General features: G+C 67.4%; 25 protein-coding genes and 1 pseudogene. 18 read left to right on the top strand and 8 right to left on the bottom strand.

Annotation, left to right across the window (positions count from 1 at the left end):
* Positions 1–68 precede the first annotated feature (68 nt).
* The 3 genes from YM304_RS04350 to YM304_RS04360 are packed head-to-tail and all read right to left on the bottom strand — an operon-like array spanning position 69 to position 2564.
* Positions 69–740 (bottom strand): nitroreductase family protein, encoded by a 672-nt coding sequence (locus tag YM304_RS04350; RefSeq protein ID WP_015440426.1) that lies wholly within the window; start codon positions 738–740, stop codon positions 69–71.
* The gene (locus tag YM304_RS04355) at positions 737–2068 is read right to left on the bottom strand and encodes a cytochrome P450 (protein WP_015440427.1); all 1332 of its coding nucleotides are present in this window, start codon (positions 2066–2068) and stop codon (positions 737–739) included. Before YM304_RS04355 ends, YM304_RS04350 begins: the two co-directional genes overlap by 4 nt.
* 49 nt (positions 2069–2117) lie before the next feature.
* Positions 2118–2564, bottom strand: a complete 447-nt coding sequence (locus tag YM304_RS04360) for a VOC family protein (RefSeq protein WP_015440428.1) — start codon at positions 2562–2564, stop codon at positions 2118–2120.
* 151 nt (positions 2565–2715) lie between these two features.
* Between YM304_RS04360 and YM304_RS04365 the strand changes: the two genes are divergently transcribed.
* From YM304_RS04365 to truA, 10 genes and pseudogenes are all read left to right on the top strand, one after another.
* Positions 2716–3120, top strand: a complete 405-nt coding sequence (locus YM304_RS04365; protein ID WP_015440429.1) for a putative quinol monooxygenase — start codon at positions 2716–2718, stop codon at positions 3118–3120.
* Positions 3121–3169: 49 nt separating this feature from the next.
* Positions 3170–4015, top strand: coding sequence for an SDR family NAD(P)-dependent oxidoreductase (locus YM304_RS04370; protein ID WP_015440430.1), 846 nt, complete (start codon positions 3170–3172; stop codon positions 4013–4015).
* 269 nt (positions 4016–4284) lie between these two features.
* Positions 4285–4509 (top strand): translation initiation factor IF-1, encoded by a 225-nt coding sequence (gene infA / locus YM304_RS04375; protein ID WP_040493585.1) that lies wholly within the window; start codon positions 4285–4287, stop codon positions 4507–4509.
* A gap of 9 nt (positions 4510–4518) precedes the next feature.
* A complete protein-coding gene (gene rpmJ / locus YM304_RS04380; protein ID WP_015440432.1) occupies positions 4519–4632 on the top strand; it encodes a 50S ribosomal protein L36 in 114 nt (37 codons plus the stop codon).
* 24 nt (positions 4633–4656) lie between these two features.
* Entirely contained in the window at positions 4657–5037 is a 381-nt protein-coding gene (gene rpsM / locus YM304_RS04385; protein WP_015440433.1) for a 30S ribosomal protein S13, read from the top strand.
* 2 nt (positions 5038–5039) lie between these two features.
* Entirely contained in the window at positions 5040–5435 is a 396-nt protein-coding gene (gene rpsK / locus YM304_RS04390) for a 30S ribosomal protein S11 (protein ID WP_015440434.1), read from the top strand.
* Between the two features lie 23 nt (positions 5436–5458).
* The gene (gene rpsD, locus YM304_RS04395) at positions 5459–6076 is read left to right on the top strand and encodes a 30S ribosomal protein S4 (protein ID WP_015440435.1); all 618 of its coding nucleotides are present in this window, start codon (positions 5459–5461) and stop codon (positions 6074–6076) included.
* Between the two features lie 78 nt (positions 6077–6154).
* The gene (locus tag YM304_RS04400; RefSeq protein ID WP_015440436.1) at positions 6155–7087 is read left to right on the top strand and encodes a DNA-directed RNA polymerase subunit alpha; all 933 of its coding nucleotides are present in this window, start codon (positions 6155–6157) and stop codon (positions 7085–7087) included.
* A 31-nt stretch (positions 7088–7118) separates the two neighbouring features.
* A pseudogene (rplQ, locus tag YM304_RS04405) lies at positions 7119–7484 on the top strand (50S ribosomal protein L17); the annotation flags it as partial.
* An 85-nt stretch (positions 7485–7569) separates the two neighbouring features.
* Positions 7570–8397, top strand: coding sequence for a tRNA pseudouridine(38-40) synthase TruA (gene truA / locus YM304_RS04410; protein ID WP_051071311.1), 828 nt, complete (start codon positions 7570–7572; stop codon positions 8395–8397).
* On the opposite strand, the gene YM304_RS04415 is transcribed toward truA, so the two are convergent.
* Positions 8390–9892, bottom strand: coding sequence for a class I adenylate-forming enzyme family protein (locus YM304_RS04415; RefSeq protein WP_070105319.1), 1503 nt, complete (start codon positions 9890–9892; stop codon positions 8390–8392). The two genes, truA and YM304_RS04415, sit on opposite strands and share 8 nt — an antisense overlap.
* A 50-nt stretch (positions 9893–9942) precedes the next feature.
* On the bottom strand, positions 9943–11967 hold the full coding sequence (locus YM304_RS04420) for a putative bifunctional diguanylate cyclase/phosphodiesterase (protein ID WP_041298003.1): 2025 nt from the start codon (positions 11965–11967) through the stop codon (positions 9943–9945).
* A 317-nt stretch (positions 11968–12284) separates the two neighbouring features.
* Between YM304_RS04420 and rplM the strand changes: the two genes are divergently transcribed.
* The 6 genes from rplM to YM304_RS04450 are packed head-to-tail and all read left to right on the top strand — an operon-like array spanning position 12285 to position 19004.
* Positions 12285–12731, top strand: a complete 447-nt coding sequence (gene rplM, locus YM304_RS04425) for a 50S ribosomal protein L13 (protein WP_015440441.1) — start codon at positions 12285–12287, stop codon at positions 12729–12731.
* A gap of 43 nt (positions 12732–12774) precedes the next feature.
* Positions 12775–13167 (top strand): 30S ribosomal protein S9, encoded by a 393-nt coding sequence (gene rpsI / locus YM304_RS04430; protein WP_015440442.1) that lies wholly within the window; start codon positions 12775–12777, stop codon positions 13165–13167.
* 13 nt (positions 13168–13180) lie between these two features.
* Positions 13181–14497, top strand: a complete 1317-nt coding sequence (glmM, locus tag YM304_RS04435) for a phosphoglucosamine mutase (protein ID WP_015440443.1) — start codon at positions 13181–13183, stop codon at positions 14495–14497.
* Between the two features lie 38 nt (positions 14498–14535).
* Positions 14536–15216, top strand: a complete 681-nt coding sequence (locus YM304_RS04440) for a hypothetical protein (protein WP_041298004.1) — start codon at positions 14536–14538, stop codon at positions 15214–15216.
* A 33-nt stretch (positions 15217–15249) separates the two neighbouring features.
* Complete coding sequence (locus tag YM304_RS04445; RefSeq protein WP_015440445.1) at positions 15250–18636, top strand: SIS domain-containing protein; 3387 nt, start codon at positions 15250–15252, stop codon at positions 18634–18636.
* The gene (locus YM304_RS04450) at positions 18633–19004 is read left to right on the top strand and encodes a holo-ACP synthase (protein WP_015440446.1); all 372 of its coding nucleotides are present in this window, start codon (positions 18633–18635) and stop codon (positions 19002–19004) included. The genes YM304_RS04445 and YM304_RS04450 overlap by 4 nt, the downstream gene beginning before the upstream one ends.
* Positions 19005–19016: 12 nt before the next feature.
* Here the strand turns inward: YM304_RS04450 and YM304_RS25520 are convergent, their stop codons facing one another.
* From YM304_RS25520 to YM304_RS25360, 3 genes are all read right to left on the bottom strand, one after another.
* Positions 19017–19277 (bottom strand): hypothetical protein, encoded by a 261-nt coding sequence (locus YM304_RS25520; protein WP_231897625.1) that lies wholly within the window; start codon positions 19275–19277, stop codon positions 19017–19019.
* Positions 19274–19444, bottom strand: coding sequence for a hypothetical protein (locus tag YM304_RS25525; protein ID WP_231897626.1), 171 nt, complete (start codon positions 19442–19444; stop codon positions 19274–19276). The genes YM304_RS25520 and YM304_RS25525 overlap by 4 nt, the downstream gene beginning before the upstream one ends.
* A 1164-nt stretch (positions 19445–20608) precedes the next feature.
* Positions 20609–20842, bottom strand: coding sequence for a hypothetical protein (locus YM304_RS25360; RefSeq protein ID WP_197536926.1), 234 nt, complete (start codon positions 20840–20842; stop codon positions 20609–20611).
* A 299-nt stretch (positions 20843–21141) separates the two neighbouring features.
* Between YM304_RS25360 and YM304_RS25365 the strand changes: the two genes are divergently transcribed.
* Entirely contained in the window at positions 21142–21297 is a 156-nt protein-coding gene (locus YM304_RS25365) for a hypothetical protein (RefSeq protein WP_197536927.1), read from the top strand.
* Positions 21298–21616: 319 nt separating this feature from the next.
* Positions 21617–23347 (top strand): class I adenylate-forming enzyme family protein, encoded by a 1731-nt coding sequence (locus YM304_RS04470; protein WP_015440451.1) that lies wholly within the window; start codon positions 21617–21619, stop codon positions 23345–23347.
* The last annotated feature ends 12 nt before the right edge of the window (positions 23348–23359 follow it).

Raw genomic sequence — 23359 nt, forward strand, 5'->3', positions numbered from 1 at the left:
CACGACTTGGACGACCCCTGATCTCGAAATTGCGTGGCCGGCCCGTGCCGGACACACGCGCGTCGCCGTCAGAGATCCCAGGCGTTCCAGCTGACGAAGTGCTCGGCCGGTGGACGCTTGGCGAGCTTGAAGTCGGTGCCGATCGTGTAGGCGACCGGGAACAGGCCCGCTTGCGTGTGCGTCTCGAACGGGATGCCGAGCACCTCGGCGGCAAGTTGCTCCTCCTGGAGGTGCAACGTGGTCCACGCGGAGCCGAGGCCGCGTTCGCGCAGCGCGAGCATGAAGCTCCACACCGCCGGGAGGATGCCACCCCATCGCGATGCCTGTCGTGACGACGGCGTGCCTTCGTCCATCTTGTCGGCGAGCACCGGGATCACGTGGACGGGGACGTGCTGCAGGTTCTCGGCGAGGTGGATCGCCGACGCGTGGACGCGCGCCTGCTGGGTGCCGGGCTCGAACTCGTTGCCGCCGGCGTAGGCGTCGAAGTTGCGCTTGTAGATCTCGGCGAGCTTCGCTCGCTTGGCGGCGTCGTCGACGATCATCCAGCGCCACCGTTGGGAGTTCGAGCCCGTCGGTGACTGGTGCGCGATCTCGATGCAGTCGATCAACACGTCGCGCGGCACCTCGCGTCCGGTGTCGAGGCGTTTGCGGACGCTGCGGGTCGTGGTCAGCACTTCGTCGGCGCTGAGGCCGAGCGTGGGACGATTGCTCTGGGTGTGCTGGTCGCTCTGGTCGCTCACGGTGTGGTCTCGCTCTCGGGGGTGGGGTGGGGGAGGGTGTCGAACTCGATGTGGAGTTCCTGCATGCCGCGCAGGACGAACGTGTCGTTGAACGGGAAGGTGTTGCCGTCGGCGAGGCCGATGTCGCCGAGTCGGTCGAGCACCGCCTCGGTGGCGATGCGGCCTTCGGCGCGAGCGAGGCTCGCGCCGATGCAGAAGTGCTCGCCGTGTCCGAACGCCAGATGATCGCGGAGGTTCGCCCGGCACGGATCGATCGCATCGGGGTCGGGGAAGCGCTCGTCGTCGCGGTTGGCCGACGCGTACAGCAACCAGCAGTGGTCGCCCGCAGCGATCGACACGCCACCGACCTCGACGTCGACCTTGGCCTGGCGGAACAGTCCACCGACCGGTGCTTCGAAGCGCAGCGCTTCCTCGACGAGCCCCGGAATGAGCGAGCGGTCGGCACGAATGCGTTCCTGCAGTTCGGGTCGTTCGGCGAAGTGGCGCACGATGTTCGAGATGAGGTTGGTCGTGGTCTCGTTGCCGGCGACGAGGAACTGTTGCAACATGCTGAGCATCTCGGCTTCCGACAGTTGTTCGCCGTCGAGCTCGGCGTTGGCCACGTCGGAGATGACGTCGTCTTTGGGCTCCACGCGACGTTCGGCGAGCTTCTCTCGGAAGTAGTCGGCGAACTCGCGGCTCGACACGAGGTAGCCGCGCACCTGCTCGACCGACGGGGAGTGGTTGCCCACCGGCATGACGATGTCGTCGGACCAGCGCTTGAAACGAGCGAGGTCGTCGTCGCCGACACCGAGCGCCGAGGCGATGATCGTCATCGGGAACAGCACGCAGAACCGTTGGATGATCTCGGCCGAGGTTCGCTCGCCAGGCTCGCCGACGATGTCGTCGAGGAGCGAGTGGGCGACCTCGACCATGCGGTCCTCGAGCGCCTTGATGTTGCTCGGTCGGAAGGCGGCGTTGACGAGGATGCGTTGGCGGCGATGCTCGGGCGGGTCGGCGTTGAGCAGCACCGCGGCCCGGCTGCGATTGCCCATGACCACCTCGAACGTCTCGGCCATCTCCGGATCGCTCATGAGTTCGGCCATCCCGGCGGCGAGCGCGCCACCGACCGCCTGCGGGCCGGTCGGCATCAGCGACGAGAACCGCTCGGTGTCGTGGAGGATGTTGGTCACGTCGTCGTAGCGCGTGACGACCCAGGCGCCGAGCGTGTCGTTGTACGAGATCGGATCGTCGGCTCGGAGTCGTGCGAAGGCGGGATACGGACACGCGATCGCTTCTTGCTTGCGTTCGACCAGGTCGTCGATCGTGGGATGTGGTTGCTGCTGCACGGTGGTGTTCCTCTTGATGCGGGTGGTTCGGTGCGGGCTGGGACTGCGTTCAGACGCAGAACTCGTTGCCTTCGGGGTCGGTCATGGTGATCCAGGCGTGCGGGCCCTGGCGGCCGCCGCCGACGATCGTCGCGCCACGCTCGACCAGGGAGTCGCGGAGCGCGTCGAGCGCGGCGTCGTCGAGCCCGGTCCGCAGGTCGAGGTGCACGCGATTCTTGGTCGACTTCTCTTCCGGCACCTGTGCGAACAGGAGTCGCGGTTGGCCCGCGACGGCAGGGTCTGGTGGTCGGATCGCCGCGCCTTCGCGCCACACGAGGGCGCCCCGGTGGGTGGTGGTGTCGTCGTCGGTGGCGTGCCCTTGTTCGATCATCGAGCGGATGAAGGCTTCGTCCTGCGGTTCGACCTCCCACCCGAGGGTCTCGGCCCACCAGTCGGCGAGCGGGTGCGGGTCGCGGCAGTCGAAGGTGACCTGCACGGTGAATGCCTGCGTCGTCATGTGCTGTTCGTCCTGTTCGTCGTGTTCGTGACGTTGTGCGGGCGTCGAGGGGCCCGTGGCGTGAGTCTCGCGGGTCGGCGACGGCCGGTGCGACGCGGACAGCGTCGCTCCGACTCGTCGGTGAGCCGATCGGTTCTGCAACCGTCGGGGAATGGCAACGCTGCTCGCACACATCACGATCAAGCCCGGCAAGGAAGAGGAGTGGGAGGCGATCTGTCGCCGACTGTGGGCGGCGACCCACGCGGAGGAACCGGCGATGCGCCGCTACGAGTACTGGCGAGGCGCCGAACCGCGCACCTATTACACACTGTTGAGCTTCGACGACCACCGGTCGTTCATCGTCCACCAGACCAGCGACCACCACGAGGAGGCGTCTCCCAAGATCGGTGACTGCCTCGAGAAGTTCACGCTCGAGTACGTCGACCCGGTCGGTGGCGCCAGCGACCTCGCGCCGACCGAACACCAGGATGCACCCGAGGGGGCGAGCCGGCTCGTGGCCGACTACACCGAGCGCTTTCGAGCGCAGGTCGCCGATTGGTGGCTCGCGCTCCGCTGACGTCGCCCGGTCATGAGATCGCGAGCGCCGACAACTACGTTTCGACGCCATGACTGAAACCGCCGGAACCAAGCCCCTCGCTGGCAAGATCGCTGTCGTCACCGGATCGAGCCGTGGCATCGGCCGCGGCACCGCGATCGCCCTCGGCGAGCAGGGCGCCACCGTCTACGTCACCGGTCGCACCACCGGCGACGGCGAGTTGAGCATCGACACCACGGTGAAGATGGTCGAAGCCGCCGGCGGTACCGGTGTCGCCGTGCAGACCGACCATGGTGACGACGCGCAGATCGAAGCGCTGTTCGCACAGGTCCGCGCCGAGCAGGGCAAGCTCGACATCCTCGTCAACAACGTCTACAAGATCCCGAACCCCCCGGCCTGGGGTGGCGGATTCTGGGATCACCCGGTGTCGATCTGGGACGACCAGGTCGGCATCGGCCTGCGCGCCCACTACGTGGCGTCGTGGCACGCCGCCGATCTGCTGTTCGCAGCCGACCCGACGCCCGAGTCACCCGGCGCCGTGATCAACGTGTCGTCGCCCGGCGGGCAGTCGTACCACTTCTCGTCGTCGTACGGAGCGGGCAAGGCCGGACTCGACCGCCTCGGCGCCGACATGGCGATCGAACTGAAGCCCAAGCACGTCGGCTGTTGCACGCTGTACCCGGGTTCGGTCGGCACCGAGTTCATCATGGAGCACGTCGACGAACGCAACACCGACACGAGCCACCTGCAGACCCCGCTCGTGGTGGGTCGCGCCGCCGTGGCGCTCGCCACCGCTCCCGACCTGCTCGAGCGCAGCGGCCGGATCGAGTGGGTGGAGGACCTCGGCGAAGAGTTCGATCTGCGCGACGAACACGGCAACCGGCCGCCGCCCTACGCTCGTCGCGGCGAGAGCTGAGTCGACGCCCCGAGCACAAGGTGCGGAGGCCCGGCGCGGCCACTAGCACATGTGACGCGAGACGTCGTGCATTCGCGCGTGGAACGCGCACACAGCACCGTTAGCATGGTTGACCGGTCTGGCGACAGATCGCGAAGACCCATGCCGTCAGTCGTATCCAGCTGAGCACCAAGCTGGCGGCATGAAAACCGTACCCCACCAGGTGCGGAGCAAGTGAACACGAAGTATCCAAAATGGTGTGAAGCACAGATGGGTGAAGGAGCAGTCCCCTGCCAAAGCCAAAGGAAGATGCGATCGTCCTCGAGGGCAAGATCCTCGAGTCGTTGCCAAACGCCATGTTCAAGGTCGAACTCGACAACGGACATGAGGTTCTGGCTCACATTTCCGGGAAGATGCGCATGCACTACATCCGTATCCTCCCTGGCGACAAAGTCCAGGTTGAACTGACCCCCTACGACCTCACCCGAGGCCGTATCACCTACCGGTACAAGTAGAGAGAAACCATGAAAGTACGACCAAGCGTCAAGCCGATGTGCGACAACTGCAAGGTGATTCGTCGCCACCGTCGCATCATGGTGATCTGCACGAACCCCCGTCACAAGCAGCGCCAGGGCTGAAGAAGGAATTACAGGTAACCACTGATGGCACGTATTGCCGGCGTCGACATCCCCCGCGAAAAGCGGCTGGAGATCTCGCTCACCTACATCTTCGGGATCGGTCTTCCGACCTCGCAGAAGATCTGCGCCGAGCTCGAGCTCGACCCCAACACGAAGGTCTCGAACCTGACCGAGGACGAGGTCAACAAGATCCGTTCCTACGTCGACGAGAACCTCACCATCGAAGGTGACCTGCGTCGTGATGTCCAGGGTGACATCAAGCGCAAGATCGAGATCGGCTGCCTGCAGGGTGTCCGTCACCGCAAGGGCCTGCCCGTTCGTGGTCAGCGCACGCACACCAACGCTCGCACCCGCAAGGGCCCGAAGCGCACGGTTGCCAACAAGAAGAAGGCCGTCCGGAAGTAGTCATGGCAAAACCAGCACAGACCCGTCGTCCGCGTAAGCGTGACCGCAAGAACGTCACCACTGGCGTCATCCACATCAAGAGCTCGTTCAACAACACGATCGTGTCGATCACCGACCCGCAGGGCAATGTCATCGCCTGGGCGTCGTCCGGTGTCGCCGGTTACAAGGGCAGCCGCAAGAGCACCCCGTTCGCTGCACAGCTCGCTGCCGAGAAGGCCGCACGCGCCGCACAGGAGCACGGCTTGCGCCGCGCCGAAGTGCAGGTCAAGGGTCCCGGCTCCGGCCGAGACGCCGCCGTGCGTAGCATTCAGCAGACCGGGATCGAAGTCGTTTCGATCAAGGATGTCACCCCGATCCCCCACAACGGCTGTCGTCAGCCGAAGCGCCGGCGCGGCTGAGCGCAGGAACGAAGTAGAGAATCATGGCTCGTTACACAGGACCAAAGGTGCGCATCTCCCGCCGCCTGTCCACCAACATCTTCGAGAACGAGAAGGGCCGCCAGGCGCTGGAGCGCCGCCCCTTCCCGCCCGGCCAGCACGGCCGCACCCGTCGCCGCAACGCCGGCTCCGAGTACCTCGCACAGCTGCAGGAGAAGCAGAAGGCGAAGTACATCTACGGCGTGCTCGAACGTCAGTTCAAGAAGATCTACAACGAGGCCGTCCGCCTCGACGGCCCGTCGGGTGAGAACCTGCTCAAGCTGCTCGAGCAGCGTCTCGACAACGTCGTGTACCGCGCTGGTTGGGCATCGACCCGCCCGCAGTCGCGTCAGTTCGTGAACCACGGTCTGATCCTGGTCAACGGCAAGCGTCTCGACATCCCGAGCTACACGGTCAAGCGCGGTGACGTCATCTCGCTGTCGCCGAAGGCTGCCAAGATGATCGTGATCCAGCACAACATCGACACGCTCGACCGCTCCCTCGTGGGCTGGCTCGAACAGGGCGATGGCGGCAAGGAAGTCACGGTTCGTAGCCTGCCCGAGCGCGATCACATCGACGTTCCGGTTCGCGAATCCCTCATCGTCGAGCTCTACTCCAAGTAAGCCCGACCGCAGCGACCCTCGGTCGCTGGTTCGTCCGTTCTCTCGTCTCGTCTCGCAAGCCACCGAAAGGCAGCCCACATGCTCGTCATGCAGCGTCCCACCATCGAAGCTCTCGGTGAAGAAGTCAACAATCGTCAGCAGTTCGCGATGGGTCCGCTCGAGCCCGGCTTCGGCCACACGCTCGGCAACTCGCTCCGTCGTACGCTCCTGTCCTCGATTCCCGGTGCGGCCATCACGACCGTTCGGTTCGACGAGGCGCTGCACGAGTTCGGCACCATCCAGGGTGTGGCCGAAGACGTCACCGACATCATCCTCAACCTGAAGGACGTCGTCGTCACCTCGGAGTCGGAAGAAGCGGTCACCGCTCGCCTCGACGTCCGTGGCGCTGCCGACGTCACCGCCGGTGACATCGAGACGTCGGCCGACGTCGAGATCCTCAACAAGGACCTCCACATCGCCACGCTCAACACCAAGGGCCGCCTGGCCGTCGATCTCACGATCGAGCAGGGCCGTGGCTACCTGTCGAGCAAGCGCGAAGACGACAACCGCACGATCGGTGTCATCCCGATCGACGCGATCTTCAGCCCGGTGCGTCGCGTGTCGTTCACCGTCGAGCCGACCCGTGTCGAGCAGGCGACGAACTTCGACAAGCTGATCATCGAGGTCGAGACCGACGGGTCGCTCACGCCGGCCGAGGCCATCGCTTCGGCGGGTGCCACGCTCATGGCGCTGACCGAACTGGTCGCCACCATGTCCGACGAGCCGCAGGGCCTCGAGCTCGGCGAGATCGTCGACGTCGCGGTCAGCTCGCCCGACCTCGATCTCCCGATCGAAGACCTCGACCTCTCCGAGCGTCCGAACAACTGCCTCAAGCGGGCGCAGGTCAACACCGTGGGCGAACTGCTCACCAAGACCGAAGACGACCTGCTCAACATCACCAACTTCGGCCAGAAGAGCCTCGATGAAGTGAAGGCCAAGCTCGACGAGCGCGGTCTGACGCTGCGCGGCTGAGCCCGCAGCACGAAGAAGAAAGCCTGACACCATGCCCACCCCACGCCGCTCACGCCGATTCGGTTCCTCCGCATCGCACCAGAAGCTGATGATGGCGAACCTCGCCGCGTCGCTCTTCGCCGCCGAGGCGATCTCGACCTCCGAGGCCAAGGCGAAGCACCTTCGCCCGATCGCCGAGAAGCTCATCACCAAGGCCAAGAAGGCTCAGGAAGAAGGCCCGATGCAGGTTCACCGCATCCGCCAGATCCAGAGCCAGCTCGGTGACCGTGAAATGACCTACAAGCTGGTCCACGACATCGCTCCCCGCTACATGGAGCGCAACGGTGGATACACCCGCATCCTGAAGCTCGGCACCCGTCACGGCGACAACGCCGAGATGGCGCGCATCGAGCTCGTCTGACGTCAGCGCTCCCGACGGAGCGATGAATTCGACTCGGAAGGCCCCTGCCATCGGCGGGGGCCTTTCCGCGTCTGCGCCCGAGATGCGCAACGTCAAACTGGTCGTCGCCTACGACGGGACCGACTTCCGCGGGTTCGCCGAGTCCGATGGCGTGCGCACGGTGATGGGGGAGTTGCGGGTCGCTGCCGAACGTGTGGCGCGGGTGCCCCTCGAGCTCACCGGCGCGGGGCGCACCGATGCAGGGGTCCACGGCTGGGGCCAGGTCGTCACCGGCCGCATTCCGGCCGAACTCGACCCGGCGCGCGTGCAGCACAGCATCAATCGCATGTGCGGTCCGGCCATCTCGGTGCGATCGGCCGAGTGGGTCGACGACGACTTCGACGCCCGCTTCTCGGCCACGTCACGGTCGTACCGCTACGACGTGTGGAACGACCGAGATCCGCACCCGTCGCTCGCCCGAGTGACCTGGCACGTGCCGCAGCCGCTCGACGTCGAGGCGATGAACACCGCCGGCGCAGCGCTGCTCGGAGAGCACGACTTCGCGTCGTTCTGTCGCCGAGCGAAGGTCGGTGAGGGCCACCCGGAGAAGTCGATGGTGCGAATCCTGCAGCGTGCCGAGTGGCATCGTGTCGGCCTCGAAGGCGTCGCTCCGGTCGAGTCGTCGCCGCTGCTGCGATTCGAGATCTCGGCGTCGAGCTTCTGCCATCAGATGGTGCGCAGCATCGTCGGCACGCTCGTCGAGGTCGGCATCGGGAAGCGCGCCCCCGACTCGCTCGACGCGACGCTCGCGGCGCTCGATCGTGCGAGCGCGGGCAAGGTCGCACCGCCCACTGGCCTGACGTTGTGGCACGTGGGCTACGACGGCGTGCGCTGGGACGCCGACCGTCCCGTCGGCTGGTCCGTCAGTTGATCGCGGTGTCGTGGCCGTCCCAGAACGGTTGGCGCAGCACTCGTTTGAGCACCTTCCCCGGACCCGACTTCGGCAACGGCTCGGTCTGGAAGGTGATCGACTTCGGCAGTTTGTAGCCGGCGATCTTGCCCTGGCAGTGAGCGATCAGCTCGGCGTCGGTGAGCGCGTGCCCGTCGCGCAGCACGACGACGGCGTGGACGGCTTCGCCCCAGCGTTGGTCGGGCACGCCGAACACGGTCGCTTCGAGCACGGCGTCGTGCTCGTACAGCACGTCTTCGACCTCGGTGCAGTACACGTTCTCGCCGCCGGTCACGATCATGTCCTTCGCTCGGTCGACGAGGAACAGGTAGCCGTCGTGGTCGAGTCGTCCGATGTCGCCGCTTCGGTACCAGCCGTCGTCGCTCAACACGTCGGCGGTCTGCTCGGGCTTGTTCCAGTAGCCCTTCATGACGTTGGGCCCCTTGATGGCCACTTCGCCTGCCTCGCCGACCGGCAGGGGCACTCCGTCGGGGCCTTCGATCCGGATCGCGATGCCGGGCGTCGCGGTACCGCAGCTCTTGCCCCGTTCGGTGTCGAGGAACCGTTCCTCGTGTCGGAACACGGTGGCGAGCGGTGCGGTCTCGGTGGCGCCGTACAGGTGGATGAGTTCGCAGCCGAACAGTTCGTACGCTCGCCGCAGGACTTCGAGTGCGGCGGGCGACGCCCCGTGTGAGATCCACGACAGCGACGACACGTCGCGTGGTGACGCGGCCTGCGACTCGTTGAGCGCCGCGAGCATGGTCGGCACGGCGATCAGCGAGGTGATCGACTCGGAGACGATCGTGTCGAGCGCGAGCTCGGGGTCGAAGCCGGGCAGGATGACGTTGGCGGCGCCGACCCAGGGCAGCACGAGCGCCTCGTACAGGCCGGCTGCGTGGAACATCGGCGCCATCGTGAGGTAGCGATCGTCGAGCACGAAGGGCTGGGCGAGTTGTGCGTGGACGGCGTTGGCCATGAGGTTGCCGTGCGTGAGCACGACACCTTTCGACGTGCCGGTGGTGCCGCCGGTGTAGAACAGCCCGGCGATCGTGTCGGGGGTGACGGGGTCGGCTGGTTCGAGCGGAGCGGCCGCGTCCATCAGCTCGTCGTACTCTCCGGTGTCGATGCGGATGACCCGGTCGACCACGCGGTCGAGGCCGCCGGGATCGCGGTCGCAGATCAGGATGCGAGCGCCGGAGTCCTCGGTTGCGTAGATCAGCTCCGGCTCGGCCCAGCGGGTGTTGTGCGGCACGATGGCCCGGCCGGCGGCGGGGACACCGAAGAACAGTTCGAGGAATCGGTCGGAGTTGAGCGACCAGAGCGCGACGCGGTCACCGCGGGCGCTGATCGACTCGAGCATCCCGGCCACTCGGCGCACGCGGTCTGCCATCTCGGCGTGCGTGCGGCGGACATCTCCGCACACCACCGCCTCTCGGTCGCCGAACAGCTGCTCGGCCCGGCGGACGGGTTCCCACATCGTGTACACGTGTGCAGACTACGCGGTCGGCCGGACCGCGGACGGTGCCGTCAGGCGTCGGCGGTGACGGGGACGGCGTCGATGCGGGGGAGCAGTTCGATGAGCTCGTCGGGGGCGACGGCCGGAGCGAACAGCCAGCCCTGGAATGCGTTGCAGCCGAGTGAGGCCAGGCGCTCGAGCTGGTACGGCTGCTCGACGCCTTCGGCGACGCAGCCGAGCTGCAGGCTCTCGCTGAGGCCAAGGATCGCCGTGGTGAGGTTGGTCGCTGCCGGGTCGACGTCGATGCCGGCCACGAAGCGCCGGTCGATCTTCACGCCGTCGACGGGGAGTTCGAGCAGGTGCGAGAGCGACGAGTACCCGGTTCCGAAGTCGTCGATCGAGACGTGGATCCCGGCCCGACGCAGGTCTTGCATGTTGTTGAGCGACGTGGCGCCGGGGGCGAGCAGGTCGGTCTCGGTGAGTTCGATGACGATCTGCGCCGAGTTGGCACCGAACTCGGCGCACTTCTCGAGGAACTTCGTGGCGAACGAGGCCTGCGAGATGACCTTGGGGTCGACGTTGACGTGCACTTCGATGTAGCCGAAACCGGCGAGGTCGAGCTGCGCGGCGAACGCGAGCGACTGTTCGAGCACGCGATCGTCGACGGCGCCCATGAGGCCCGCCATCTGAGCGAGCGGCAAGATCTCGCCGACACCGAGGACGCCGCGGACCGGATGCACCCAGCGGACGAGGGCTTCGACGGCGGTGACGGTGCCGTCGGCCGACACGATCGGCTGGAAGAACGGCTGGATCTCGCCGGCGTCGAGTGCGGCTCGGAGTTGATCGAGCTGCTGACGGCGTTCGTTGATCGCGTCGAACGAGATGCCGCCGGTTTCGGGGTCGGCGTTGCGCTTGACCCGCATGAGTTCGTTGCTCGCGCTGGCGAGCAACGATTCGAGGCGGGGTTGGGGCTCGAAGGCAGTGGCCGTTCGTACGCCGATGTTGATCTCTTGATCGTCGACGAGCACGGCTTGGGCGACTTCGCGACGGACGCGTTCGCGCAGCATCTCGATGGCCGAATCGCTCGACGAGCGAACCGCGAGCACGAACTCGTCGCCACCGAATCGTGCCGTGATGAGGTCGGGCCAGCGGATGAGGTCGATGCGATCGGCGACGGCGGCGAGCACGCGGTCTCCGACGCGTTCGCCGTACAGCTCGTTGATCGACCGGAACTGCACGACGTCGATCACCATCAGGCCGAGACCGCCACCGGCTCGCATCAGTTCGCGTGCCGACTTCATGAACCCGTCTCGGTTCAGGAGGCCGGTGCGGCTGTCGTGATCGGCGAGGAAGTCGACGCGTTCGCGTGCGTCGGAGAGTGCGGCGGCGACCTGGCCCGACACGACGAAACCGCCGAGTGTCGGGTCGTCGGTGAGGTTGTTGACCGTGAACTCGCAGGTGACGAAGTCGTCGCCGCCGGCCGTGAGGAATCGGGCGTCGAGCGCAGCCGAGTCGTACGAACCGAGGTTCGACACGATGTCGAACACCTGGGCGCGGTCGTCGGGATGGACGAACCTGAGGAAGCCCTGGCCCGGCAACACTTCCGGGTCGTGGCCGAGGATGCGGGTGACCGCTCCGTTGATCGAGCGCACGCGCCCGTCGGCGTTGACGATGGCGATCATGCCGTGCATGTTGGCCATCACCGCGCGCAGCACGGCGACCTCGCCCTGGTCGAGGTCGAGTCGGTGGCGGAAGGTGGTGTCACGGCAGATCATCACCGTCATCGGTTCGCCGTCGACGAGATGTTGCGCGCCGCGGACCTCGAGCGACTTCCATTCGCTGGTGCCCGTGCGGACGCGTACGGCGATGAGGTCGCCCACCGACTTGTCGCCGACCGTGCCGAGCGAGGCGATGGCGAGATTGAGGTCGTCGGGATGGACCAGTTCGAGCACGCTGAGTCCCAGCACGTCGCGTTCGCTCCACGCCATCGTGGCCGTGGCCGTGGTGTTGACGTACTGGATCAACCCGTTCGCGTCGACAGCGATGACGGGGTCTCCGAGATGATCGATCTCCGGAACCGGGCGAACGCCCGACATGTGCGTCACACCGGTGTGTCGGCGCGAAGGTGTCCGAGCTTGAGCACTTTCTTCTGAAGTGCCGGTGGGTTCGGTGGTGGGTGTCATCAGCGTGCTCATTCCAACGTACGTCAGCCGAAATCGCCGGGACGCGATGGTGGGCTCAATGTTAGGGACGCATCTGGAGGCCGTCGAGTCGCGAGTTGGGCTCGAGGCCGCGTCGCCGTAGCCTTGCGGGGTTCCATCGGGCGACCTCGGTCGCCGGTGGATGCTGCTTCGGCAGTCGGAAACAACGTGATCTCCGCCGCGGCGGGGTCCAGAAAACCACGAGGTCCATCATGGCCACCTATTCACCCAAAGCAAGCGAGATCACCCGCGACTGGCACGTCGTCGACGCCGAAGGACTCGTCCTCGGCCGCATGTGCACCGAAGTCGCTCGCGTCCTGCGCGGCAAGCACAAGGCGATGTACGCGCCGCACATCGACACCGGCGATCACGTCATCATCATCAACGCCGACAAGATCGTGATGACCTCGGGCAAGGCCGAGCGCACGTTCAAGTACCGTCACTCGGGCTACCCGGGCGGCATCAAGTCGGAGTCGTTCGCCAAGCTGCACGCTCGCAAGCCCGAAGAAGCAGTGCGCCAGTCGGTGCGCGGCATGCTGCCGAAGGGCCCGCTCGGCCGTCAGCAGCTCACGAAGCTCAAGGTCTACGCCGGGTCTGAGCACCCGCACGGCTCGCAGAAGCCCACGGCCATGCCCATCGATCACGCGAAGGCCCGCTGAGCCGGCTCGCTGACCACACACGACTGACGAGAACGAGAAGAACATGACTGCACCACTCACCCAGACCACCGGCCGCCGCAAGCGCGCCGTCGCCCGCGCCTCGCTTCGCCCGGGCACCGGCCAGTTCACCATCAACGGCAAGTCGCTCGAGGCGTACTTCCCGACCGCTGCGTCGCAGATGGTCGTCGCCGAGCCGCTGGTCGTCACCGACACCCGCGAGTCCTACGACATCGCCGCCAGCATCCACGGCGGCGGCGCGAGCGGCCAGGCCGGCGCACTGCGCATGGCGATCGCCCGTTCGCTGGTCGAGCTCGACCCCGAGAGCCGCAACGACCTCAAGGCCGCCGGCCTGCTCACGCGTGACCCGCGTAAGAAGGAGAGCAAGAAGTACGGCCTCAAGAAGGCCCGTAAGGCCCCGCAATTCACCAAGCGCTGAGTTCGGCCACGCGATGAAGTTCGGCACCGATGGTGTTCGTGGCGTCGCGTACGAAGAATTGACGATCGAGTTCGCCGCACGCCTCGCGCGTGCGGCGTCTCGCGTTCTGGGGGCGGATGGCGCCTCGACCGTCGTGATCGGAGGCGACACGCGTGAGTCGACCGACGACTTCGCCGACGCCCTGACCGACGGTTTCGTCGAGTCGGGGCTCGACGTGATCCGGTTGGGCGTCGTTCCGACGCCGACGGTTGCGTTCGAGGCGCAGCGACTCGGTGCGATCGGCGCCGTGGTCTCGGCGTCGCACAATCCGTTCCACGACAACGGGATCAAGTTGTTCGCCGCGGGAGGCACGAAGCTGCCCGACGACGTGCAGGCCGAGATCGAAGCCGAGCTCGAATCGCCGTCGGATGCGCGGTCGACCGCGGCCGGTTCGGTCGTCGCAGCGTCCGACGTCGGCGCGTACAGCGACCACGTGCTCTCGCTGCTCGAGGGACGCGATCTCACGGGCCTCAAGGTCGTGCTCGACACGGCGAACGGCGCGGCCGTCGGTCTCGCTGCCGACGTGTTGCGTGCTGCGGGTGCCGGTGTGATCGTCATCGCCGACGAGCCCGATGGTCGCAACATCAACGCCGACTGCGGCGCCACCCACCCCGAAACGGTTGCCGCCGCCGTCTTGCAGCACGGCGCCGACGTGGGCATCGCACTCGACGGTGATGCCGATCGTCTGATCGCGGTCGATCATCGCGGCGAGGTGGTCGACGGCGACCATGTCATCGCGATCTGCGCCGACGATCTCCGAGCGCGTGGGCGCCTCGCGCACGACACCGTCGTCGTGACCGTCATGACCAACCTCGGATTCCGGTTGGCCATGCAGCAGGCCGGCATCGAAGTGGTCGAGACCGGTGTCGGCGACCGGTACGTGCTCGAAGCGCTCGCCGACGGCGGCTACTCGCTCGGCGGGGAGCAGAGCGGTCACATCATCTTCGCCGACCATGCGACGACCGGTGACGGGCTCCTGAGCGCGATCGCGCTGCTCGACATCGTGAAGCGCACCGGTCGACCGCTCGCCGAGATCGCCGCGGCGGCGATGACCTCGCTGCCGCAGGTGTTGGTCAACGTGAAGGTCGGTGAGAAGGTGCCCGACGTCGCCGAACTCCTCGCCGACGACATCGCTCGCGTCGAGCACTCCTTGGGCGAGACGGGCCGTGTGCTCGTGCGCGCCAGTGGTACCGAGCCACTCATCCGGGTCATGGTCGAAGCCGCCACCGCGTCCGACGCCCGATCCGCCGCCGACGACCTCGCCGCCATCGCCCGCAACCGATTCGCCTGACTCGGGAACCCGAGGCCTGCGCCGGACGTCGAATGTCCATGAGGCAGTTCCTGACCGCTGGTCTGCTCGTGCTGGGCGCCTGCACGTCGGGTGGCGAAGCCGCCGAGCCGACGGTGCCCGACGCGACGGTGGTGGTGACGACGACGTTGCCGACTCGCCTCGACCGGCCGCAGGGTGCCACTGACACGGTGATCGTCTTGGAACAGCGCCATCGGCCGTTCTACGGACCGGTCGGACGGATCGAGTTCGCCCTCTACGGCGACCGGACGTTCGTTGCCGAAGAACGTGGGGACGACGACGTCGAACTCGTGACCGGAGAGTTCGACGAACTGCAGGTCCAAGACCTCCTACGCCGGGCGTTGGCAGCGGGGCTCTTCGAGGTGCCGACGAGTCCGACCACCGCGCCGGTCCAGTCGTGTACCGACAGCGCTCCGACCTACCTGACGCTGACGATGCCGGGCGCTGCGATCGAGCGCCGCGCCGACCTGTGCGCCGACCCCGATGCGTTGGCCGGATTCGAGTCGACGCTCCGTGACGCAGTCGACGACGTATCGGTCACGGAGTGGACGCCCGCCCGGTGGATCACGACGAGCGAGACCGATGCGACATGCGTGTTCAGCGATGAGCGCGTCGATCGATGGGTGAGCCGACCGGTGTTTCCGCACGAGGAGTTCCTGCCCATCGAGCAGATCATTCCCGGCTGTGAACCGCTGACCTGAGCCGGGCGGCGGAGGTCGATAGCGTGGACAGCCATGTGTGGAATCATCGCGGTCGTCGGTCGGCCTCCAACCCGCCCGGTCCCTTCGGCTGAGAACCTCGTCGGAGGGCTCGACGCTGCGCTCGAGGTGCAGCCCGACCTCCCGGCGATGACCTCCGCGGTCCGTACGGTCGACGCAGCGTTGCACGGCCTGCCCGGCGTGTTGGCGCTCACGGGGCTCGTCGACATCGTGGCGTCGCTCACGTCGCGCCTCGACCGACTCGACGCGTTCGCCGCCGAGCGTGAGGCCGAACTCGACCAGAACGACGCCGGCCTCGTCGGCGATGCGCTCGAGACCGCCAACGCCGAACTGATCGACCTGAAGGATGCGCTGTGGGCGGTGCGCAACGATCGATTCCGCACGGTCAGGGAAGTCGAGGCGCTCGCCGGGCGTGACGCCAACCGGTCGGCGCTCGCCGCGTACCTCGTCGCGCAGCAGGCATTCTCGGCACTCGATCGCCTCGAAGTGCGCGGACGCGACTCCGCCGGTATCCACCTCTACGTCCGCAACCACGACATCGCTCCCGACGCACTGGCCACACTGCTCGCCGAGCGGGGTCACGACCCGCTGTTCGAATCGGGCTCGGTCGTAGCGACCGACACGCCCGAGGGGCCGGTGCTGTCGTTCGTGTACAAGAAGGCAGCCGAGATCGGCGAACTCGGCGACAACACCGCCGCGTTGCGTGCCGCACTGGCCCGAGACCAACTGTTCCGGCGAGCGGTCTCGTCACCGGATGCTCAGGCGACGTTGCTCGGCCACACCCGTTGGGCCAGCGTCGGCATCATCTCCGAACCCAACACGCACCCGCTGAACTCCGAGGAGTCGGAGCGGTCGGGCGGCGACGCCTGCCCGTACGTCGTCGGCGCGTTGAACGGCGACGTCGACAACCACGGCGACCTCCGCATCGAACACAGCCTCTCGATCCCCGGTCAGATCACCACCGACGCCAAGGTGATCCCCACCATCACGGCGCATCACCTCGCCGACGGCGTCGAACTCGTCGACGCGTTCCGTCGCACCGTGGCGACGTTCGAGGGTTCGGTGGCGATCGGCGTGATGGCCGCCGACCACCCGTCGACCCTGCTGCTCGCACTGCGCGGCAGCGGTCAGGGTCTGTACATCGGTCTCGGCGACGACTGCTATGTCGTGGCCTCCGAGCCGTACGGCGTGGTCGAGGAGACCTCTCGCTACGTGCGCATGGACGGCGAACACGGTGGCGAGATCGTGGCGCTCGACGCTTCGCTCGCCGGCGAAGTCGGCGGTGTGAGCCGCTTCTCGTACGACGGATCACCGCGGCCCGTCATCGACGACGACGTCAGCTCCGCCGAGGTGACCACCCGCGACATCGACCGCGGCGACGCCCCGCACTTCCTCCTCAAGGAGATCTCCGAGGCGCCCGACAGTTTCGCGAAGACGCTCCGCGGCAAGATCGCGGCGACCGGCGACGGCAACCTGCGCGCCGTGGTCGGCGCCCGCGCGTTGCCGCAGACCATCGCCGAGAAGCTGGCCGACGGCACGATCACCCGCATCCGGGTCATCGGCCAGGGCACGGCGGCGGTCGCCGGGCAGAGCACCGCGGCCATCCTCGACGAGTTGACCGACAGCAGCCTCGACGTCGACGCGATCACCGCCACCGAACTCTCGGGGTTTCACCTCCGGCTCGACATGAGCGACACGCTCGCCATCGCGGTGAGCCAATCGGGCACGACGACCGACACCAACCGAACCGTCGACCTGATCCGCAGTCGTGGCGGCATGGTCATCGGCATCGTCAACCGCCGCGGCTCCGATCTCACCGACAAGGCCGACGGCGTGATGTTCACCTCCGACGGTCGTGACGTGGAGATGAGCGTCGCCTCCACGAAGGCGTTCTACGCCCAGGTTGCCGCCGGGGCGCTGCTCTCGTGTGCGATCGCCGAGGCCGCAGCGGGCGACGACGGTGGCGACATCCGCCGCCGGACGCAGCTCCTCGGATCGCTCCGGGCGATGCCCGACGCGATGCGCACGACCCTCGCTCGCCGAGACGTCGTCGCCGACGCCGCCCGCCGCCTCGCGCCGCCGAAGCGCTACTGGGCCGTGGTCGGCAACGGGCCGAACAAGGTCGCCGCCGAAGAGGTTCGGATCAAGCTCAGCGAGCTCTGTTACAAGTCGATGGCCTGCGACTCGACCGAAGACAAGAAGCACATCGACCTCAGTTCCGAACCGCTGATCCTGGTCTGCGCCGCAGGTCTCGAAGGCTCGACGGCCGACGACGTGGCGAAGGAGGTGGCGATCTTCAAGGCGCACAAGGCGACGCCGATCGTCTTCGCGACCGAGGGCGAGACGCGCTACAACGCGGCAGCCGTCATCGAGGTGCCGCAGGTCGACCCGACGCTGGGCTTCGTCCTGTCGGCGATGGTCGGCCACCTGTTCGGCTACGAGGCAGCCCTCGCCATCGACGCCTCCGCGCACCCGTTGCGGCACGCCCGCGAGGAGATCGAACGCGTCGTCGGCGACGGGCTGTCGGGCGACGCCGCGCTGGGCCGGTTGCGTCGCGATCTCGCTCACGCCGCCGACCGCTTCGACGACGGACTGCGATCGAATCTGTTCGACGGCCACCTCGAAGCGTCCACGGCGGTGCGGTTGAGCGGCATCTTCCGTGACCTGCTGTCCGACCGTCCCCTCGAGTCGTACCAGCGGTCGTCGGGCAAGGTCGTCACCCCGTCGTCGTTCGTCGACGACCTCGTCGCCGCGTTGACCGCGGCGATCGAAGAACTCACCCGGCCGGTCGACACGATCAAGCACCAGGCGAAGACCGTGACGGTGGGCATCTCTCGCAGCGACGAGGGCATCATCGACCGTCCGCTCGTACAGGCGGTCTTGGAGGCCGGTGCCGGCCGTGACGTGCTCAGCTACCGCTCGCTCAAGGTGCTCGCCGACCTCGACCCGGCGGTGGCCGGCGTGCGCGGTTTCACCCGCTACGACATCGATGGCGACGCGATCAACGTGATCGACCGGGGCGGCATTTCACGAGATCTGCCGAGCCGTGTCGAAGGCGTCGGTGTCCTCCGTGGCACCAAGCACCGTGTCGCGTCCGAGCAAGAGGTGCTGGTCGCCGCCGGACGCAGTGACGGGCGCCTGCTCATCTTCGTTCCCGAGGTGAAGAGTGGCGAGACCACGGGCCTGGTGCTGCTGCACGTCGCCTTCCACGACACGCTTCCGGCCGACGTGATGCGCGGTGTGCTGCAGGGGTACGACACGCGCTACGACCGTCTCGTCGACTGGGTCAACGAGACCGAGGGGGCGTTCGACGAGTCGCTCCTCGGCACGATCTCGGTCGAGGAGTTGCTCATCGGTCCGATCTCGGCGACGGCCGATCACTGGAGAGAATCGAATCGATGATCGTCGGCATCGGCATCGACCTGGTCGACATCGACCGGTTCCGCCGGTCGCTCGAACGAACGCCGTCGATGCGCACCCGGCTCTTCACCGAGTCGGAACTCGCGTACACCGAGCCACAGATCGACCCGGCACCCTCGCTCGCCGCACGTTTCGCGGCGCGCGAGGCCGTGATGAAGTCGCTCGGCCTCGGACTCGGCGCGTTCGGGTTCCACGACGTGTGGGTCGAACGTGCCGAGTCCGGTACGCCATCGCTCATGGTCGTCGGGCGCGCCCTCGACCTGGCGGCCGAGGCGGGCGTTGCCCGCTGGCACCTGTCGTTGACGCACTCGGCGACGACCGCCGGAGCGTACGTCGTCGCCGAAGGCTGACGTCTCCGACGATCAGCCGTCGATGCAGACCGCGTAGGCCGTGACTCGATAGTTGCTGGTGATGACGCCGGCGCGGGTGGCGATCGTCCACGTGTCGGGTGCCGTCAGCCGGCTCTCGAGGATGAACGGTGGCTCGCTGCCACCGCCGCTCAGCATCTCGATGAGATGACCGCCGGCAACCGCGAGCTTCCCGCTCGGACAGCTTGCCGTGACCGTCTTGCTCCCGCTTCCGGTGCTCGACGGCGTACCTGACTCGAACGAGACGCCACTCACGCCACCCACCGGCCCAGCAGGCCCCATCGGCCCAGCAGGTCCCTGCGGCCCAGGCGCACCATCGACGCCGTCAGCCCCTGCGGGTCCAGCAGGCCCTTGCTCACCTTGCGGTCCGGGTGCGCCGTCGACGCCGTCAGCCCCTGCGGGTCCAGCGGGTCCTTGTTCACCCTGTTCGCCTTGTTCGCCCTGTGGTCCTTGGGGTCCTGCGGGCCCGACGGGACCTGCGGGTCCGTCGGGTCCCATGGGTCCGGTCGGCCCGGTCAAGCCGGTCTCGCCTTGTTCTCCCTGTGGTCCAGCAGGCCCTTGCTCACCCTGTGGTCCGGGTGCGCCGTCAGCGCCGTCAGCGCCTGCGGGTCCGGCTGGGCCCTGTTCGCCCTGTTCGCCCTGTGGTCCTTGGGGTCCTGCGGGTCCGACGGGTCCTGCGGGTCCGGCGAGGCCGTCGGGTCCCATGGGTCCGGTCGGCCCGGTCAGTCCGGTTTCACCTTGGGGTCCCTGTTCGCCTTGCGGTCCTTGTTCGCCCTGTGGCCCAGCAGGTCCTTGCTCACCCTGTGGTCCGGGTGCGCCGTCAGCGCCGTCAGCGCCTGCGGGTCCGGCTGGGCCCTGTTCGCCCTGTTCGCCCTGTGGTCCTTGGGGTCCTGCGGGTCCGACGGGTCCTGCGGGTCCGGCGAGGCCGTCGGGTCCCATGGGTCCGGTCGGCCCGGTCAGTCCGGTTTCACCTTGGGGTCCCTGTTCGCCTTGCGGTCCTTGTTCGCCCTGTGGCCCAGCAGGTCCTTGCTCACCCTGTGGTCCGGGTGCGCCGTCAGCGCCGTCAGCGCCTGCGGGTCCGGCTGGGCCCTGTTCGCCCTGTTCGCCCTGTGGTCCTTGCGGTCCTGCGGGTCCGACGGGACCTGCGGGTCCGGCGAGGCCGTCGGGCCCCATGGGTCCGGTCGGCCCGGTCAGTCCGGTTTCGCCCTGGGGTCCCTGTTCACCTTGCGGTCCTTGTTCGCCCTGTTCTCCCTGCGGTCCGGGTGCGCCGTCGGCGCCTGCGGGTCCAGCGGGTCCTTGTTCGCCCTGTTCACCTTGTTCGCCCTGTGGTCCTTGTGGTCCTGCGGGTCCGGCGAGGCCGTCGGGTCCCATGGGTCCGGTCGGTCCGGTCAGTCCGGTTTCGCCTTGGGGTCCTTGTTCACCTTGCGGTCCTTGTTCGCCCTGTTCTCCCTGCGGTCCGGGTGCGCCGTCGGCGCCTGCGGGTCCAGCGGGTCCTTGTTCGCCCTGTTCACCTTGTTCGCCCTGTGGTCCTTGTGGTCCTGCGGGTCCGGCGAGGCCGTCGGGTCCCATGGGTCCGGTCGGTCCGGTCAGTCCGGTTTCGCCTTGGGGTCCTTGTTCACCTTGTGGTCCGGGTGCGCCGTCGAGTCCGTTGGCGCCTGCGGGTCCGGCGGGTCCTTGTTCGCCCTGAGGTCCCTGTTCGCCTTGTTCACCTTGTGGTCCGGCTGGGCCCTGTTCGCCTTGCGGTCCGGGTGCGCCGTCGAGTCCGTCAGCGCCTGCGGGTCCAGCGGGTCCCTGCTCACCTTGTGGTCCGGGTGCGCCATCGGCGCCCGGCGAGCTGGCAGGCCCTGCGGGTCCCGCCGGTCCAGCAGGACCCTCCGGCCCGGCCGGACCGACCGGTCCAGCAGGACCCTGGGGTCCCGTCGCGCCACCCGAGCCGCTCGACTCGGTGTAGTACGCGAGCACGTCGACGGTGACGTTGGTCGTGCCGGCAGCGTTGAACATGGCGAACTCACCACTGGTCGACAGCGTCACACCGGTGCTGTTGCCGCTCACGGCCTGACCGGGGCTCGGGTTCAGCTGCGAGATCGTCGGACGGCTCGCAGCATCTGCCGGATACATCGTGATGTACGACTGCGCGGTCGCGCCGATCGCCGCGATGTTCACGTCGATGGCGGTCGCGGTCGAGGGGATGGAGCAGTTGCCGTTGTCGCCGAAGACCTCGAAGACGATGGTCTCCCCAGGTCCGATCGGCGTCGTGCGCGGTCCGACCGACTGATTTGCTCGAGTGTCGATCAATCGACACGGCACGATGGGGTTGACCGTCGAGGCCGGCTGGTCTGCCGCGTTGACGAGTCCCAGGCCGCCTGCGCCGAGCGACACGGCCACCGCCGCACCGATCGCGGCCCAGCGGCTTCGATTGAGCCGGCCCGGTCGATCGCCAGGGCCAGCAATCCGGTTCCTGCTCCGATTGCTCATGCCCCTTGATCGGCATGTCTTGTCAAAGTCTTGAGAAAGACTTGAGTTTGAACTTCGCCGAATCGGGGAAGAGCGACGTGGATTCGGTGTGCGAACCCGATCGCTGCGATCATGTCGGCATGATCGAAGAGTACGCAGCGGCGTGGGATGAACTGACGGCTCCGGGAGCGCAGTTCGCGATGAGCGAGATCGAGGTGCGCGGTGTGCCGATCCGTGTGTTCGATGCGGCACCACCGTCGATGCGGTTCGTGTGGGAACTCGCTGCGCTGCACGGCGACAAGGACTACATCGTCTTCGAAGACGAGCGGCTCACGTATGCCGAGGCCGACGCTCGCGTCAAAGCACTGGCGCACCATCTCGTCGACGTGCACGGCGTGGGGTCGGGCGACCGCGTCGCCGTGGCCATGCGCAACTATCCCGAGTGGGTGCTGTCGTACTGGGCGATCGTGTCGATCGGCGCTGCGTGCGTCGGGATGAACGCGTGGTGGACCTCCGACGAGATGAAGTACGGGCTCGCCGACTCGCGGCCCAAGGTGCTCATCGCCGACGACGAGCGGGTCGAACGCGTGCTGCCGATTCTCGACGACCTTCGCAACGGCGACGGCGGGGCGCCGCTGCACCTGATCAGCGTGCGCTACGACGGTGACCTGCCCGACGACGCAGCTCGCTGGAACGACGTGATCGATCCGAGCGCCGCTCCGGCCACGCTGCCCGACGCCACGATCGACCCCGACGACGACGCCTGCATCTTCTACACCTCCGGCACCACCGGGTTCCCGAAGGGCGCGCAGCTCACGCACCGCGGTTCGGTGCACAACCTGATGGACCTCGGGTTCATGGCCGCGGTGAGCGCCGCAGCCGCCGCCAAGGCCGGGGTGCCGTCGAAGGCCCCCGACCTCACGCCCGACGGCGAAGCGAAGCAGCTCGCGTTCATGGCGCCGACACCGCTCTTCCACGTCACCGCGAACAACTGCCTGCTCCACCCGGCCACGTTGAGCGGCGCCAAGCTGGTCCTGATGTACAAGTGGGATGCTGCGCGTGCGATCGAGCTGATCGAGCGGGAAGGCGTCACCAACTTCTCCGGCGTGCCGACCATGAGCCGCGAGATGCTGCTGCATCCCGACTGGGAGACGCGCGACACGTCGACGCTCGCCGGTCTCGGTGGCGGCGGTGCGCCGCTGCAACCCGACCTCGTCGACAAGATCGACAAGAACCTCAAGGGTGGGGCGAGCACCGGATACGGGCTCACCGAAACGCACGGCATCGTCACCGCCAACTCGGGTTCGCTGTACGTGTCGAAGCCGGCGTCGTGTGGCCGGGTCGTGCCGTGCCTCGACTACAAGCTGATCGACGACGCCGGCAACGAGGTGTCGGGCCCGGGCGCTCGCGGTGAGCTGTGCGTGCGCGGCGCCGTCGTCATCAAGGGCTACCTCAACCGTGAAGAGGCGACCGCCGACGCCATCCAAGACGGTTGGTTCCGGACCGGCGACATCGCCGAGATCGACGACGACCAGTTCGTGTTCATCGTCGACCGTGCGAAAGACATGGTGCTGCGCGGCGGCGAGAACGTGTACTGCAGCGAGGTCGAGGCCGCGATCTACGAGCACGACGCGGTCGCCGAAGCCGCGGTGTTCGGCGTTCCCGACGACCGCCTCGGCGAGATCGTCGGCGTGGCGATCGTGCTGGTCGACGGGCACACGCTCGACCAGGACGGTCTCACCGAGTTCCTCAGCGAGAAGCTGGCGAAGTTCAAGATCCCCGAGCGCGTGTGGATCCTGAACGAACCGCTGCCACGAAACGCGAGTGGCAAGTTTCTCAAGCGCGAGCTGCGTGATTCTCTCGCTGGTTGATGCCAAGCTGAC

The organism is Ilumatobacter coccineus YM16-304, from assembly GCF_000348785.1.
GTDB classification, from domain to species: domain Bacteria; phylum Actinomycetota; class Acidimicrobiia; order Acidimicrobiales; family Ilumatobacteraceae; genus Ilumatobacter_A; species Ilumatobacter_A coccineus.